Raw genomic sequence first — 16938 nt, 5'->3', positions numbered from 1 at the left:
ATTTATGTCAAGAAAGAATCTGTGTGATCTGCGGGAAAAAACAAATATGTGAAATGATTAAAGGTTCTTTCTCAAATATTCCAGTGCCTGAATAATCAGTTCATCCTTTTTAGCAAAACTGAACCTTACATAATCCGAATTCTGTCTTGAATTGTAAAAAGCCGAAAGTGGAAGACAGGATACCTTTTTTTCAACCGTCAGCCACTTGGAAAATTCTACATCCGTCATACTTTTAGAAATGTTCCTGAAATTTACAACCTGGAAAACGCTTCCTTCCGCCAATTGTTCAATCTGAAGTGGTGTTTCTTTAATCATGTCATTAAAAATATCTCTTTTCTTCTGCATGAACTTTTTATTGATATTCGGATCAAATACGTCAAGATATTGTGCGATGGCATATTGAGCCGGAGCATTGGCGCCGTAGGAAATATACTGTTGATGGCATCGAAATTTCTTTGTTAAAGCTTCAGAAGTGAGCATATAGCTTACTTTCCACCCGGAAGTATGAAACATTTTGCCGAAAGAAAAAATACAGAAGGTTTTTTCCCTGAGTCCTGGATGAATAAACGAACTGTAATGTTCCGTTTCATTGTAGCAGTACGTATCATATATTTCTTCGGAAATCAAATAGATATCCCGGTCTTTAATCAGTTCATATAACTGCTACCAGTCTTCCTTTGTCCATACTTTTCCGGTTGGGTTCTGGGGAGAATTGACAATGACTGCTTTTGTTTTTTCAGTAATGCAGTTTTTAAACAAGTCCCAGTTGATTGTAAAGTCTTCTTCAAGATCATAATACACAGGAATTCCTCCATTCATGACAACGGCAGGTCCGTAGGTATAATAAGACGGCTGAATGATGATAACTTCATCATTCTGATTAAGAACAGATTTGAGGGAGGTATATAAAGCAAAGGTTGCACATGGAACAACGGTAACTTCACTGGTGGTAACAGAAATTTTATGGGTTCTTTTTGCGTTGAAACGGATAATACTCTCAATCAGCAGCGGATTTCCTGCAAGAGGTTCATAGTGGTGAGTCTGTTCATCTGCTGCTTCTTTTAAAAACACCTTTAGGCGTTCATCAATATCAAAATCGGGAAGTCCAAGAGAAAGGTCAAAGCTTCCGTGTCTGGCTGCCAGTTCAGACATTTCCGTAAAAAAGGAGTAATGCGTAAATCCGTAAATTTTATCCACCTATTTTGTCTTTTAATCAAATATAATAAAATTTTAATACCAAATTATTTTTTAAGCTAATGTGTTGTTAAATTCATAATGAGTCGTTTATTATTTTGCAATATGATTAATTATAGTGCTATTCCATAAAAATTGTTATTTTTAAGAAATTTATTCTTTATGAAAAAAATACTTATTCCGTTATTTGTAATGGCGATAATGACCAGTTGCGGAACGGCAAAAATATCTGACGGAAACGCTTCACATCCTGTTTCAACAAAACATAACAGAGCATTTAACAAAGCGTATGAAGTGATTAATGCTGATGACCTGAAGAAAAATCTGTATGTAATTGCAGCAGATGATATGGAGGGGCGTGACACGGGAAGCAAAGGACAGAAAAAAGCGGGTGAGTATATCGTTGATTACTATAAAAATCTGGGCATTTCAGCACCTAAAGCATTAAATTCTTACTATCAGAAGGTTCCGTCTGAATTTATGAAAAAAAGAGGGGGAGGAAACCTTCCTGATTCCGAAAATATTCTTGCCTTTATCGAGGGCAGTGAAAAACCTGAGGAAATTGTGGTTGTCTCTGCACACTATGATCACGTAGGTACCAAAAACGGAGTAGTATACAACGGGGCAGACGATGACGGAAGCGGAACGGTTGCCGTAATGGAAATTGCCAAAGCATTCCAGCAGGCTAAAAAATCAGGAAAGGGACCTAAAAGATCTGTTTTGTTCCTGCATGTTACCGGAGAAGAGCATGGGTTGTTTGGCTCAGAATATTATTCAGAAAATCCTGTTTTTCCATTAGCCAATACCATTGTTGATCTTAATATAGATATGATAGGACGTGATGATCCTGCCAACAGGGGAAAACAGTATGTGTATGTAATTGGTTCTGATATGTTAAGTTCTCAGCTTAAAGTAATTAATGAAGCAGCAAATAAAAGAACCAACAATCTGGAACTGAATTATAAATATGATGATTTGAACGATCCTGAACAATTGTATTACCGTTCAGACCACTATAATTTTGCCAAGCATAATATTCCTGTAGCATTTTTCTTTGATGGTATTCATGAAGACTATCATAAACCAACAGATGACCCTGAAAAGATTGATTATCAGTTGCTGGAGAAAAGAACCCAGCTTATTTTTACTACAGCATGGGATATTGCCAACAGGAAAGAAAGGCTGATGGTGGACAGAAAATAATCAGGCATATGATACCAAGATTGAAATCTATCAGACCTTTTATCGGTGCACAGGACTTTGAGATCAGCAGAAACTTTTACAGAGATCTGGGATTTGAAGAAATTGTTCTGGAGCCAAAATTATCCCTGTTTATAAGAGAAGAAATAGGTTTTTATCTTCAGGATTATTATACAAAAGACTGGGTTGACAATACAATGGTTTTTATGGAAGTTGCCAGCACGGATGACTTCTGGAGAGAGCTTTTGTCTTTGAGACTTACAGATAAATATGAAAATGTGAAGCTTACTCCCGTAAGAACAATGGATTGGGGGAAAGAATGTTTTGTACATGATCCATCAGGGATTTTGTGGCATTTCGGTGAGTTTTTTTAAGAAAGGAAATATGATTTACGCATTTGATACCTACTACTATGAAGATTATGCCAATACCGTATGTATTGCATTTGAAGACTGGACATCTGAAAAAGAAGTGGAAACCTTTATAGAACAAACACCTGTAAGTTCGGAATATGAAAGTGGAGCCTTTTACAAAAGAGAATTACCCTGTATTTTAAGTCTGCTGAAAAAAATAGTATTAAGACCCGAAGATATTATCATTGTTGACGGATATGTCACTTTGGATAATGACGGAAAAATAGGACTGGGAGGACATCTTTATGAAGCATTGGAAATAAAATGTCCTATCGTTGGAGTGGCAAAAAATGAATTCACAACACCGGATTCCCAACGCAGAAGTGTATTCCGTGGAGATAGCAAAACACCGCTTTTTGTTACCGCCAGAGGAATTGATATAGATGAAGTTAAATGCATGGTAGAGAAAATGCATGGCAATTACAGAATACCAACACTGCTGAAAAAGCTGGACCAGCTGAGTAGAGCATAAAAAGTTTAAAATCTTACCCTTACAAGTAAGATTTTTTCTGTATTTTTAATATACCAATCGGTATATTTTTATTATCTTTGTTAAGTTCCCTTGCAGATAAAAGGGATTTTTTTAAATTAAAATATACTGATCGGTATATAGTAAAAGTGAAATCTATGAAAGAAGTATTTATAGTAGCAGCAAAACGAACCCCTGTTGGTGGTTTTACGGGAAGTCTTTCCGGCTTTACAGCTCCTCAGCTTGGGGCTATTGCCATAAAGAACAGCTTTGAAAGCCTTGGGCTTACTCCGGAGCATATAGACAGTGTGTATATGGGAAATGTACTGAGTGTAGGACTTGGGCAATCACCGGCAAGACAGGCTGCAATTTTTGCAGGAATTCCTGTTGATAAAGACGCCACAACAATCAACAAGGTTTGCGCATCCGGAATGAAATCAGCCATGATGGGTGCCCAGCAGATTCAGCTTGGATTGGAGAATATCGTCATGACAGGAGGAATGGAAAGTATGAGCAATGTTCCGCATTACGTCAAATTACGACAGGGAAACAAGTTGGGAGATACCAGCCTCACGGATGGATTGATAAAAGATGGGTTGTGGGACGTCTATAATGATTTTCACATGGGAAGTGCAGCAGAATTAGGTGTGAAAAAGTATGGATTAACAAGACAACAGCTTGATGATTATGCACTGCTTTCATATAAGAGAGCTCAGGACGCTGCAAAAACCGGAAAGTTTAATAATGAACTGATCACAATATCGGTGGAAGGGAAAAAAGGAACAACAACTGTTGATAAAGATGAAGATATCGATAAATTGATTCCGGAGAAAATTTCTCTCCTGAAACCTGCATTTGAAGCAGACGGAACACTCACCGCTGCCAACTCCAGTAATCTGAACGACGGAGCCGCAGCATTGCTGTTAGCGTCTAAAGAAGCCCTTGAACATCATCATCTGAATCCGTTGGCCAGAATTGTGCTTATGCAGATGCAGCCCAGGCTCCGGAATGGTTTACCACTTCTCCGTCTGTAGCGATTCAGAAAATCCTGCAACAGACGGGGCTCACTCTATCCGATATTGATTACTTTGAAATTAATGAGGCTTATTCCTCAGTCATCTTGTCCAACCAGCAGATCCTGGGGTACGATCTGAACAAGGTGAATGTATATGGTGGAGCAGTTGCTTTGGGACATCCTATTGGTGCTTCAGGAGCAAGAATCGTTACCACTCTCGTCAATGTACTTCGTCAGGAAAAAGGAAGATATGGTATAGCTGCCATCTGTAATGGAGGAGGTGGTGCTTCTGCAGTTCTTATTGAGAATATGAGCTAAACAGTTTAATACTTAGATGACTATTATATAGAACAGGCCTTTCTTGAATCAATTCAGGATGGGTCTGTTTATTTATATTGATTATCTGCTGTTAAGAATGTTTTTTTATAATTATATGAAGTTATTTTTCATTGAATGATAAATATCATCATGCTATTATTTTTATTAATTCTAAATAAATATAAATTTGCCTCAGGAAAAATAAATAATCATTTTTAAAGCCTTCTTCAGTAACGCAGCAAGGAATTCAGAAAAAATAGTACAGCAGACACATCATATCTAAATCATATCCATATCAATTTTTGTTTTTTTATCGACAGGTCTTTTACCTGTCGGTTTTATTCTTAAAAAACTGTAAAGACTTCTGTTAAGCTATGAAAGATGCGTATTATGAACCGGATCCAAGTAAATCCATGAGATCCTGCTTAGACAGTCCCTGAAGTTTCTTTCCATCGGTAGTGAGGAGATTCTGAGCCAGTTGCTTTTTCTTTTTCTGAAGCGTAAGAATCTTTTCTTCAACGGTATTGGAACAGATCATCCGTACAGCAATTACATTTTTGGTCTGTCCTATACGGTAACTGCGGTCAATGGCCTGATTTTCAGCTGCAGGATTCCACCATGGATCTACAAGATAGATATAATCAGCCTGGGTAAGATTAAGACCAACACCGCCAGCCTTTAAACTGATCAGAAATACACGGATATTTTCATTGTTCTGAAAATGTGCAACCTTTTCTCCTCTGTCTTTCGTCTGCCCTGTTAAATATTCATACCCGATATTGTGGTGCTCCAATTCTGCCTTTATCAGGTCCAGCATTCCGACAAACTGCGAGAAAACAAGGATTTTATGATCTTTTGACTTTCCAAGGATCTGTTCCGTCAGAATTTCAATTTTAACGGCATTTTCACCGGAATATCCCTCTTTCATCAAAACAGGTGAATTACAGATCTGTCTGAGCCTTGTAAGCCCTGTAAGAACGTGCATACTGTTTTTATTCAGGTCATCGTCATCATTGGCTGCAACAAATTCACGGAGCTCTTTTTCATAAGCGTCGTAGATTTTGCGCTGTTCCGTATTCATTTCACAGTAAATGACTGTTTCCGTCTTCTCCGGAAGCTCTTTGGCAACCTGTTTCTTCGTTCTTCTGAGGATGAAAGGTTTTATTTTTTGCTGAAGCTCGATAGCGCGTTTGCTGTATTCAAACTTATCAATGGGAATGGCATAAATATCTTTAAAATACTGCTTGCTACCCAACAATCCGGGACAGGCAAAAGAAAGCTGGCTGTAAAGGTCAAAAGTACTGTTTTCAACTGGAGTACCTGTCAGAACAATCCTGTTTCGTGATTGAAGCAGACGGGCGGCTTTATATCTTTCTGAATTCGGATTTTTAATTACCTGGGATTCATCCAGAAATACATAATTGAAATTAAAACCTTTCAGAAACTTAATGTCTGAAAGCAACATTCCGTAGGTGGTGAGAACTACTTCATAGCCGGACATATGAGCCGTAGTTTTCGGCCTGTCAGCGCCATAATGAAGCAGGACTTTTACAGAAGGTGCAAATCTGCTGATCTCTTCCTGCCAGTTGAACAGCAGGGAAGTGGGAACCACAATCAAATTGGTGGTGTGGCCTCTTTTTTCTCTCTGGGAAAGAATGAAAGCAATAATCTGGATCGTTTTTCCAAGCCCCATGTCATCTGCAAGGCACCCGCCAAAGTTGAAATCATCCAGAAAGTTGAGCCAGTTCAGTCCGTCATGCTGGTAATCCCTGAGTTCTGCTTTCAGTTCAGCAGGAATAGCTGTTTCCGGAATATTCTTTACTTTTGAAAACTTTGCAGAATAGGAGGTCAGTTCTTCCTGAACTTCTTTGCTCAGGATTTCTTTTTCAAACAGCGATGTCACTTCCGTAAAATTGATTTTCGGAATTTTCAGGATTTCTTCATCAATTTCTCCTGCCCGGAAATAGGCGGATATCTTTTCCATCCATTCTTCAGGGAGAATACCCATGCTGCCGTCATCTAGCTGCACGAATTTACTCTTGTTCCGGATCGCACGGTGAAGTTGTTTTAAGGAGGCTTCTTTAGGGCCAAATCCTACTTTTAATTTGGCATTAAACCAATCCAGTCCGCTGGTGATCTGAATATTGATTTTAGCCCGGTGGGCGTTTAATTTATTGTTTTTTAATTCGTTAAAACCAAGTATGGTAATTCCTTTATTTCGCCAGGTCTCGAAAGCATCAAGAAACCAGTTGTTATCCAGGAACTTATCTCTGTGAAGGTAAAAATACTGATATCCGTCCATCTGTTCCTCAAAATCAGGATGCTGCTGCATAACCAGGGAGGTAAAACGGGCTTCAGCTGATTCGTTTCTTTCTATTTTAAATGGATTGCCATTCTGATCAGTATCAAAAATCTGCTTTCTTGAATACACCGGAACTTCGATGTCACCATATTTCATCACCGGTGTAATTCCTATATAATTTTCCTGCTGGCGAAGATAAATGACTTTTTCAACCTGATAATTTTTATCTTCAAGCTGTACTTCTGTTGCAGGTTGTATATAGCTGTAATTGATGTGGATACGTTCTTCGATAGTTGAGAGTATGTTCTGCATAAATGCCTCGTATTTCGAAGCATGAACCAGTAAAATCTCATTATTAGCCTTAAAAAACCTTATGATTTTGAGCATGTCCGGATCATCTACAAAGCTGAAAATGTTGCGGTTATATACAAAATATTCATTTCTAAGAATAACATTTTTAAAAGGGACAGATACATCGTTGAATTGCAGGTTTCCTGTTATTTCGTAAAACGGATCTTTCTTAAATACAGATAATTGTACCTCGGCATCTAAAGTATTTAATTCAACCTTGAAAAGTGATTTTGCAGAAACCGTTTCTGCGATTTCCCGGTCATGATAATAGACTTCCAGTTCCAGAGGGTTCTGTACAATGAGCTTTAAAGCTTCCAGTTCTGCCGGATTGTAATCTTCATTGTAGTTGTTCTGGAAGGAAGTAATGGCTGTATAAAACTTAATATCTGCAGGTTTTTCTGCTTTCCATATCAGCTGCATGGCATCAACAGGGGAAACCGGATTTTTTATCTTTCCTGACTGTGTAGTTTCTGCTTCCATCAGCGAAAAGGTCAGATGGTTATAATACCTGTGTTTACCCATTACCAGGATTTGTTTTTTAGCCGTTTCCTGAACAGCAAGTTCATCCAGCTTTGAAGAAAACTGAGGCAGCAGATCCTTTTTTAAGATGACATCATCTACAGGCAGCATTTCCTTTATTTTGGAAACTACCTCAACTCTGCCGTCAGTATATTGCAGTTCAAAATACTGGTCCAGATCTGCTTCGTTTTCAAGACCATATCCTTTTGCTTTGGGAAGAAAGGTCTTTTTACGGAGCACATCATCGAAAAACAGTTGGTAATTTTTATCTTCTATGATACAGTGGATAATTTCTGCCTGATGAGTGCAAAGCTGCTCCTTTTCATTGTCACAGGTGCAGGAGCAGAGCAATGAACTGCCGATTCTGGTAATGCTTACCATCGGGAAGTCATATAAAGAAGACTGCTTTGTAAATATTGCAGTGTTTTTTTCAATGGCAACGGGGTAAATTTCCCGAAAATCCCTGATCCCGATAAATGTGCTGTCTGAGATATGTTTCAGCAGGTCGTATACGGAAAGTGTACTGATATTGACGTTGTCAAGAATATATTCTGCCATAAAATTGATAGGGCAAACTTACAAAAAACAAATCTATTTCCTATCCGTTTTGGCTACAGCTTACCCCATTTTGGCAACTTCAGGATTTCTTCCATTGCAGAACTTTGTCATGTAATTTTAAAACAAGAAAAAAATGAAAACAATTTTTATAACAGGTGCTTCTACAGGATTAGGAAAAGCAACTGCCCAATTATTTCAAAACAAAGGATGGAAGGTAATCGCTACTATGAGAAACCCTGAAGCGGCGGCTGATCTTGCTGCTCTGGAAAATGTAACTGTACTTCCGCTGGACGTTACCAAACCGGAGCAGATCAAATCAACCGTTAAGCAGGCCCTTGAGCTGGGAGACATTGATGTGGTTTACAATAATGCAGGATATGGACTTATAGGACCTTTGGAAGCGCTTTCTGATGATCAGATCGTAAAACAGCTGGACACTAATTTATTAGGTGTTATCAGGGTAACCCAGGCATTTATTCCTTATTTCAGAGAGAAAAAGAATGGAATGTTTATTTCCACCACTTCGATTGGGGGGCTGATTGCTTTTCCGTTAGGTTCTACTTATCATGCAACCAAATGGGCACTGGAAGGCTGGAGTGAAAGCCTTGCGTTTGAGCTTAATCCATTTGGTATAGATATTAAAACCGTGTCTCCGGGAGGTATCAAAACAGATTTTGTAAGCCGTTCCCTGGATTCAGCATCCACTCCGGCTTATGATGAAATGACGAATTCCCTGTTTTCTAAGATGGGAGAGATGATGGAAACTGCTTCTACACCGGAGCAGATTGCAGAAGTGGTATATGAAGCTGCTACAGATGGTAAAAAACAGTTGAGATACGTTGCCGGTGAGGATGCAAAAGCATTATATGCACAGCGTATTGAACTTGGCGACGAAGCTTTCAGAGAAGAATTCCGTAAGCAGTTTATGTAATCAAAACTTAAAGACAGTATAAAGTAAATCACATTTATACTGTCTTTTCCTCTAATAATTTATAATTTTATATCATGGAAAAGAAAGACAACGCCCCTCAGAAAATTTCATCCATATCGGAACTGCATGACATACTGCAGCTCCCCAAACCTCTTCATCCGTTGGTAAGCCTTGTAGACAATACAGAAATGAAGGTTAATAAAGAGATGCTTAAGAGAAGTTTTATTCTGGATTTTTATAAAATTTCCTATAAATATTCTACCACCGGAAAAATGGGTTATGGACAGGGATATTATGATTTCAATGAAGGAGGAATGATGTTTACGGCTCCGGGGCAGGTTCTTTCAACCGATGAGAATGCTGAATATTCCGGTTATACTTTACTTGTACATCCTGATTTTATCAGAAGTTATCCTCTCGCCAGGAACATTAAGAACTTCGGTTTCTTTTCTTATGATACCAATGAGGCTCTTCATCTTTCCGATCTGGAAAAAACAACAATAACAGGACTTCTGGATAACATCAGATATGAGCTGAATACAGCGATTGATGAAGTAAGCCAGGATGTTATCATTTCTTATATTGAAGTGCTTCTCAATTACAGCAATCGCTTTTATAAAAGACAGTTTATCACAAGAAAGGCTGTCAGTCATGATTTACTGACGAAAATGGATACTGTGCTGGAAGATTATTTTAATAAGCAGGAAACGCTGAACAAGGGACTTCCTACAGTTGAATTTCTGGCTTCCACGCTGAATTTATCACCTCATTACCTGAGTGATATGCTCCGTAATCTTACCGGGCTGAATGCTCAGCAGCACATTCATGAAAAACTGATTGAAAAGGCAAAAGAATATCTTACCACTACAGCTTTCTCCGTATCAGAGGTAGCCTATGCACTCGGATTTGAGCATCCGCAGTCATTCAATAAGCTGTTTAAAAAGAAAACGGATAAAACACCTCTGAGTTACAGACAATCATTCAATTAAAACTATATCACCCGGCCGGGCACCGGGTGTTTTTTTGTTCACAGAAAATAATGATTTATGTTGATGTAAAAAATACCTGATTTCAGGTAGATAAAAATACTTTTTTTTCAGGATTGATAGCTTTTGAAACTAAAAATACATTTGTTATAGCCAAATTTTAAACAAAACAATATGAAAAAGCTAAATTCTGTTTTATTTCTTGTTGCAGGAATTATAGCGTATGCTCAGCCTTCCGTGACGAGAGCTGCTGTTGACAGGGTCAATATACCCTATACGTTCAGAGCAGGAGATGTTGCACCTACAGTGACTGCAGGTCCTTCCGGAGCAAATGTCACATGGGATTTTTCTGCCTATGCAGCTCCCAATGCCAATACAAACACTACAAAAGCCTGCCCGGGTGAAACCAACTGTTTCAGGTTTCCGACGGCTAACAGGATAACCAAGCCGACCCTTTCTGACGTCTACGATTTTACTTCCATATCTGATACACAGGATGTAATGCTTGGCACTTATGCCAATACGGGAGATATGCTGATGGCTTATTCGGATCCTTTAATTAACTTTAATTTTCCGGTTACCTATCTGCAGCAGTTTACAGATACTTATCAGATCAATATCACTTCAGGAGGAGTATCTAACGGGGCAGAAACAGGACAGGTAGAATATACTGTGGATGCCTATGGAACCATTACGACTCCTACGGGAACTTACCCGAACGTTCTTAGAATAAAAAGAATGAGGACAGCTACGCAGACACCAGGGCCTTTCAACTATACCAATGAATCTTATATGTGGGTAAGCCAGAGTGCAGGGATTGTATTTAATTTTGCCATTAATACTTTTACCATCAACGGGAATACAAGCGTTGTAAAAAGTGTTTCTTATCCTGAAACGGTTACTTTGTCTACCGCCGATCCGGAAACCCGACATAAAGAGGTATCCGTTTATCCGAATCCAGGGGTCGATTTCATTACATTAAGCTCTAAAGAAGATATCAGCAAAATAACAGTGACATCGTTAGATGGTAAAACGGTTTTAACAGCAGAGAATTCTAAAGTTGTCAATATTTCCAGCCTTCCGAAAGGAGTATATATTCTGCATGGGGAATTGAAGGGCGGCGGTTCCGTTTCAAAGAAGATTATCAAAAAATAGCAGGGAATCAGTTTTAAAGCCTTTATAAAGTGGCAGTATGATGTCTCCATTGGAGTAGATTCATACTGTCTTTTGTTATGTATGGACTTTATTGTTTTTCATGGATCAGTCTTTCGATTTTAAGCTTCGCATCATTCCATTCATCATCGATAATACTGTAATAGGCAGCATTTCTTGTGGTTCCATCACTTGATACCTTGTCTTTTCGTAAAATACCTTCAAATACACCGCCAATCTTTTCAATGGCCTTTCTTGACCTGAAATTATTATCTTTTGTCCTTAATTGTACTCTGTTGGTTTTGAGAATTTCAAAACAGAAGGTCAAAAGCAACAATTTACATTCAGGATTGATGGATGTTCCCCAGAACTCTTTTGTAATCCATGTCCATCCGATTTCCAGTTTTTTATCTGCAGGATAAATTTCAAAAAAACGTGTAGAGCCAATCAGTTTCTGAGTTTCTTTATGACGTATTACAAACGGGTATTGATTTCCGGTTTCTCTTTCACTAAGGGCAAACTCATAGGTTTTATGAAATACAGTTCTGTCTGAGTAGTCTGCAGGAAGCAGTTCCCAAAGTTCTTTATCTGCAGCGGCAATATATAATTCTTCAAAGTGTTCTTTTTCAAGAGGTACCAGTTCAATTGCTGTTCCTTCTAAAATCGTTGGATAGGGAATCCATTTCTCTTTCATGGTTTATTTTTTGTGAAACGAATTTAATGAAAATTGAAGATCTGAGGATCAAGTAAAATGATATTTTGCCATAACACCAGGTGGTTTATTCTTTATTGGTTAAAATGGAACGTAAAAATGACAAAAACGGATTATATTTTAACAGATGTGTGTATTTAACTTTGCAATGGAATTTTATCACCCTGTATAATGAATGAGAGAGAATCTTTTAATGCAAAAATCCCGACAGCCTGCTTCTTACTTTTCTTTGCCCACGGACTTGTTTTTTCTTCCTGGGCCAGCCGGATTCCTATCATTAAAAATGCCCTTTCCATCAGTGAGGCAGAATTAGGAACACTTTTACTTCTGATGCCGATCGGGCAGCTTTCCACAATGGTTCTGGCTGGGAAGCTGATCAGTATATACGGAAGCAGTTGGATCATTAAAAGATGTTTTTTGCTATATCCTTTTTTTCTTTTACTGATCGGTTTATCACCTTCCTACTGGACTCTCGCAGCGGTTCTGTTCTTCTTTGGAATATCCGGGAACATGTGCAATATTGCAATTAATACTCAGGCAATCGAAATAGAATCTCTTACCAAAAGAACTCTTCTTTCTTCTTATCATGGAGCATGGTGTTTTGCCGGGCTTACGGGAGCAGTTCTCGGCTTATTGATGATCAATCTTCATGTGGGAACTTTTTATCACTTCGTGATTATTTTTCTTCTTGTAGGAATACTCTGGTTATACAGCCGGCAGAATCTGACCAATATTATCCATAAAGCGGAGCCGCAGACCCGTTCAATTTTTAAATCTGTAAATCCTACATTGGTTGGACTGGGAATTATAGGCTTCCTGAGTATGGCAATTGAAGGGGCTATGTTTGACTGGAGCGGAGTTTATTTTCAGACTATAGTTAAAGCACCTGAAAATCTTGTTATATTGGGGTATACGAGTTTTATTTTAATGATGACTTTAGGTCGGTTTATCGGAAACAGAATTATTGAAAAATACGGGAAAAAGATTGTTCTGCAATGTTGCGGGTTACTGATGAGCGGAGGGCTTTTTCTTAGTGTTTTCTTCCCGGAGCTCTGGATCTGCATTATCGCTTTCATGATCATCGGACTTGGAAGTTCCCTGAGCGTTCCGTCTGTTTACAGTACGGTGGGAAAGGTGAGTACGGTAGCTCCGAGTATTGCACTGTCATTTGTATCCAGCATTTCATTTTTAGGATTTTTAATAGGACCGCCTCTTATCGGATATATTGCTGGAAGTTTTGATCTCAGGTATTCATATGCTCTTTTTGCCTGCTTTGGAATTTTGCTTGCTGTAATGGCCGGACAGATGAAAGTATTCAGGAATAAGAATTGATTTCAGGACATTTTGATATCTGTCAGGAGATTATCATATGAAAATTTATATCCATTCTTCTATGAGATGAAACCAAAGCGCTTTTTCTTCATTGAGCAGAAAAACGGCTGATGATGCTCTTCTGGTAACAGTTTCTCCCGTAATCTGGGTTTCAGTATAGGTAGCAAGTCCATGATACTCAGAATGGTTTACTTCTATGTTTTCTACCTGGATAGTACGTTCCGGAAATTTACCGAATACGGTTGGAAGCCAATCGGAGAGCATAGGCAAAGTGACTGTATCACCATTTCCATTAAGCATTTTGAATTCCGGCGAGAATCCTGACAACAGTTTTCTGTAAAGATTTTCCTGGTTTTCTGCTTTACCCTGGAACCATTTCTCAATATTTTTATGGAATTCTACAATCTCCCAAATGATTTTTTCTGTATGCTTCATGCTTAAAAGTATTATATTTTTTTGGTATTCATGCGGCTTTTCGGAAAATAATACTAATTGTTTCAAAACGGCAATCAAAAAAATATAAAGTTAACTATATAGTTGACTTTATATTTTATATATTTGCTGTAAATATATTTCAAATGGATTTTGACTTTATTAAAGAATTAGGATATAAAGCTTTAGACAGCAGGCTGAAGAGAATCAGTGACCGGATGTCTCATGATGTCAGAAAATTTTATAAAGAATTCGGAATTGATGTAGAACCGAACTGGTATCTCATCTTCATGCTGCTGCAGAAGAAAGGGGAAATTTCAATTACCGATATTGCTGAATCGTTGGGATATTCTCATCCCTCCGTAGTGGTCATCGTTAAAAAAATGACTGAAAAGGGTTATCTGACTATCAAAAAAGACAGTGTGGATAAACGGAAGCAGATGATTTCATTATCACATAAAGCAATAGAAATGCTGCCTGAGCTGGAAAAGGTATGGGACAGCTGTGAAAAAGCCATATTGAAAGTATTATCGGATGATCTTTCGGTTTTCACGTATCTGGACCATATCGATCAGGAGCTGAAAAATGAATCTTTCCATCATCGTTTCAAAAAAGAATATTTAAAATCAAACGTATCATGAAAACATTACTTCTTATCACAGCATTCATTTTTTCCCATATGATGGTTTCTGCAACGGAAACAAAAATCATGGTGAGGGCCAAAGCAAGGGATGCCAAATTCATCGGAACCTCATTGGGAGGAGCACACATTATTATCAGAAATAAACTGAATCAAAGAATACTGGCGGAAGGAAAAACTTCAGGAAGCACCGGAAACACAGATCTGATAATGAAAACGCCTAAAATCAGAGGAAACTCCATTGCAGATGAGCAGACAGGAGGTTTTATGGCTGCGGTAGATATTGATGAACCTACATTTGTGAATATAGAAGTGATTTCTCCTTTGAACAGTAAACAGGCACAGGCGGTTGTCAGTACAGAACTGTGGCTGATTCCCGGGAAGCATATTCTTGGGGAAGGAATTATCCTTGAAATTCCGGGGTATATTATTGATATTCTGAAGCCAAGAACCCATCAGTATATTGCATTAAACAGCATTAAAGACAAACCTTTTCAGTTCCAGGCCAATATTGTTATGATGTGCGGATGTGTCATTGATAAAGGAGGTGTATGGAATTCTGATGAAATTGAAGTAAAAGGGATCCTGAAGAAAGACGGAAAATTTGTGAAAAACATAGATATGTCTTTGGTTTCAACCAACCTTTTTGAAGGAAGTCATATCATCAGTTCTCCCGGTAATTATGAGCTTGTGCTATACGCTTATCACGAGAAAACAGGAAATACGGGTGTTGATAAAGTAAACTATGTTGTTTTCGAATAATAAATTATTACTCTTCTGAAAGAATAATTCCCCAGAAAGCATCATCCGGAGGAAGTGAATCCCAATGATTAAAAGCATGTCCTGAATCCGATTTATAATGAAGTGTATACTTTCCGGCAGGTAAAATGATTTTTTGAGCAACCTTTTGATTTTTCAATGCTCCACCGGCATGAAGAGCGGGTTGCTTTTGCATTTGCCATATGATTTTTCCTGAATGGTCTTCTATCCATCCATAGTCACACCATGAACTGCTGTCTCCTGAGCAATTTTCACCTACACCATATACTTTTACTGAAACAGGCTTTATTAGCGTAAATGAATGGCTAAGATTTTTGTTAATACTGACGTTACTTATTTCTGCAATGACCTTTCCAGAATGTATCAAGGCCTTACTATCTTTATTATTGATATTTCTGTATTCACCATAAAGTTTTTGAGCTTTCAGGGAATCTCCTTTTACAATAGCGATTGAAGCCTGACTTATTAATTCTTTCTTTCTAAGTTCGGGATCATGAGCTGCAGTATTAATAAAACAATGATAAAATAAACTGGCAACGGGAGACATGAACAGATCCCCGTCTCCAAGTGGAAATGGTTGGCTAAGTTTATCGGTATTACATAAGACTACCAAGGTAAGTCCTAAAGAAGGGACTTTCACAAAAAGAGCTGATTCACCTTGAGTCTGCCCGTAATGCCAGTAATAGTCTTTATTCTTATAAGACTGTACAAACCAACCCAGCCCGTAAGGTGTTATAGCACCATTATCAGTTCGGTTTGGAGTAAAAACCTGCCTTTGAGTAGATTGGGAAAGCAGTAGATTATGGTCAATAGCATCAGAGTATTTCAATAAGTCTTCGACATTAGTAATAAGACCTCCAAACGCTCCGAATTCATTAAGATATTCAATGCGTTTCACTGTTCCGGGGCCGGTCAATTCATAGGGTTTTGCTAATCTGGTGAATGCTGTGTCAAAAAACGGAAGAATTGCAGGATTGATTGTTTTGTATTCATAAAACTGACTCAACGAGATTGATGGAGCAGAAGAAACCATACTTACGGGAATAAGTATTCTTTCTGTTATTAAACGGTAGAAAGGGATACCGGTTATCTTTTCAAGAACAGGACCTAATAAACCATAACGATAACCATTGTATTGAAAATACTTTCCGGGTGTTCCATCAGAAGTATGTGTAAGTAGTTGTCTTACTGTGATTGAAGAATTTTCTAAGTTGATATCATATTTGGTAATCGGATCATCCAGATTTAGTTTTCCTTGTTCTACAAGCTGCATGACCAAAGTAGAGGTCAGTGTTTTAGTTACTGATGCCACACGGAAGGTTGTTTGCGGAGTAGTAGGAATTTTCTTTTCCAAATCTACATATCCATAACTTTGCTTCAGCAGAATTGTGTTTCCTTGTTTTACAGCAACGGCCATTCCAGGAATATTTAACTGAGTACGAATAGAATCAAGTCCTGTGATGAATTGTTTTACATTGCTTTGCTGTGCAGAAAGCGAATGAGAGATCATAATCAGAAAAAGAAAAATAGGTTTTCTCATATCACATTATGTTAGATGTAAACAGTGATTTATTCTGAAAATAAAGCTAATCAGTTTTTTTCAGCTTTGCAATGAAATATTTTTTACAGAGGCT

General features: G+C 38.1%; 13 protein-coding genes and 2 pseudogenes. 10 read left to right on the top strand and 5 right to left on the bottom strand.

All coding sequences use genetic code 11. The features are described from left to right. Positions 1 to 57: 57 nt before the first annotated feature. A pseudogene (locus ACE3RB_RS01695) lies at positions 58 to 1152 on the bottom strand (aminotransferase class I/II-fold pyridoxal phosphate-dependent enzyme). Between the two features lie 204 nt (positions 1153 to 1356). On the opposite strand from ACE3RB_RS01695, the gene ACE3RB_RS01690 reads away from it, so the two are divergent. The 4 genes and pseudogenes from ACE3RB_RS01690 to ACE3RB_RS01675 all read left to right on the top strand — a co-directional run bounded on the left by ACE3RB_RS01690 (position 1357) and on the right by ACE3RB_RS01675 (position 4609). After that, complete coding sequence (locus tag ACE3RB_RS01690; RefSeq protein ID WP_374462594.1) at positions 1357 to 2397, top strand: M28 family metallopeptidase; 1041 nt, start codon at positions 1357 to 1359, stop codon at positions 2395 to 2397. 8 nt (positions 2398 to 2405) lie between these two features. Then, a complete protein-coding gene (locus ACE3RB_RS01685) occupies positions 2406 to 2768 on the top strand; it encodes a VOC family protein (RefSeq protein WP_374462593.1) in 363 nt (120 codons plus the stop codon). 10 nt (positions 2769 to 2778) lie between these two features. After that, positions 2779 to 3279, top strand: coding sequence for an endonuclease V (locus ACE3RB_RS01680; RefSeq protein ID WP_374462592.1), 501 nt, complete (start codon positions 2779 to 2781; stop codon positions 3277 to 3279). Positions 3280 to 3434: 155 nt separating this feature from the next. Beyond that, a pseudogene (locus ACE3RB_RS01675) lies at positions 3435 to 4609 on the top strand (acetyl-CoA C-acyltransferase). A gap of 388 nt (positions 4610 to 4997) precedes the next feature. Here the strand turns inward: ACE3RB_RS01675 and ACE3RB_RS01670 are convergent. Further along, complete coding sequence (locus ACE3RB_RS01670; RefSeq protein ID WP_374462591.1) at positions 4998 to 8339, bottom strand: DEAD/DEAH box helicase; 3342 nt, start codon at positions 8337 to 8339, stop codon at positions 4998 to 5000. Positions 8340 to 8472: 133 nt separating this feature from the next. On the opposite strand from ACE3RB_RS01670, the gene ACE3RB_RS01665 reads away from it, so the two are divergent. From ACE3RB_RS01665 to ACE3RB_RS01655, 3 genes are all read left to right on the top strand, one after another. Then, positions 8473 to 9270, top strand: a complete 798-nt coding sequence (locus ACE3RB_RS01665) for an SDR family oxidoreductase (protein ID WP_374462590.1) — start codon at positions 8473 to 8475, stop codon at positions 9268 to 9270. A 74-nt stretch (positions 9271 to 9344) separates the two neighbouring features. Further along, positions 9345 to 10259 (top strand): helix-turn-helix domain-containing protein, encoded by a 915-nt coding sequence (locus ACE3RB_RS01660; protein ID WP_374462589.1) that lies wholly within the window; start codon positions 9345 to 9347, stop codon positions 10257 to 10259. A 171-nt stretch (positions 10260 to 10430) separates the two neighbouring features. Continuing rightward, the gene (locus tag ACE3RB_RS01655; protein WP_374462588.1) at positions 10431 to 11411 is read left to right on the top strand and encodes a T9SS type A sorting domain-containing protein; all 981 of its coding nucleotides are present in this window, start codon (positions 10431 to 10433) and stop codon (positions 11409 to 11411) included. Positions 11412 to 11499: 88 nt separating this feature from the next. Here the strand turns inward: ACE3RB_RS01655 and ACE3RB_RS01650 are convergent, their stop codons facing one another. After that, positions 11500 to 12102 carry a GNAT family N-acetyltransferase gene (locus tag ACE3RB_RS01650; RefSeq protein WP_374462587.1) on the bottom strand — a complete coding sequence of 201 codons (603 nt, stop codon included), beginning with the start codon at positions 12100 to 12102 and terminating at the stop codon, positions 11500 to 11502. 189 nt (positions 12103 to 12291) lie between these two features. Between ACE3RB_RS01650 and ACE3RB_RS01645 the strand changes: the two genes are divergently transcribed. Further along, entirely contained in the window at positions 12292 to 13452 is a 1161-nt protein-coding gene (locus ACE3RB_RS01645; RefSeq protein WP_374462586.1) for an MFS transporter, read from the top strand. Positions 13453 to 13497: 45 nt separating this feature from the next. On the opposite strand, the gene ACE3RB_RS01640 is transcribed toward ACE3RB_RS01645, so the two are convergent. After that, positions 13498 to 13887, bottom strand: coding sequence for a hypothetical protein (locus ACE3RB_RS01640; RefSeq protein ID WP_374462585.1), 390 nt, complete (start codon positions 13885 to 13887; stop codon positions 13498 to 13500). A 143-nt stretch (positions 13888 to 14030) separates the two neighbouring features. Here ACE3RB_RS01640 and ACE3RB_RS01635 point away from each other — a divergent pair, with 143 nt between their 5' ends. Both ACE3RB_RS01635 and ACE3RB_RS01630 read left to right on the top strand, forming a co-directional pair. After that, positions 14031 to 14525 carry a MarR family winged helix-turn-helix transcriptional regulator gene (locus tag ACE3RB_RS01635; RefSeq protein WP_374462584.1) on the top strand — a complete coding sequence of 165 codons (495 nt, stop codon included), beginning with the start codon at positions 14031 to 14033 and terminating at the stop codon, positions 14523 to 14525. Then, entirely contained in the window at positions 14522 to 15286 is a 765-nt protein-coding gene (locus ACE3RB_RS01630) for a hypothetical protein (protein WP_374462583.1), read from the top strand. The genes ACE3RB_RS01635 and ACE3RB_RS01630 overlap by 4 nt, the downstream gene beginning before the upstream one ends. Before the next feature lie 7 nt (positions 15287 to 15293). Here ACE3RB_RS01630 and ACE3RB_RS01625 read toward each other — a convergent pair whose 3' ends face one another. Next, complete coding sequence (locus tag ACE3RB_RS01625; protein WP_374462582.1) at positions 15294 to 16844, bottom strand: serine hydrolase domain-containing protein; 1551 nt, start codon at positions 16842 to 16844, stop codon at positions 15294 to 15296. Positions 16845 to 16938: the final 94 nt, after the last annotated feature.

Origin of the sequence: Chryseobacterium sp., assembly GCF_041914225.1 — a bacterium.
Classification (GTDB): Bacteria; Bacteroidota; Bacteroidia; order Flavobacteriales; family Weeksellaceae; genus Chryseobacterium.
This window is presented reverse-complemented; position numbering and strand designations above follow the sequence as displayed.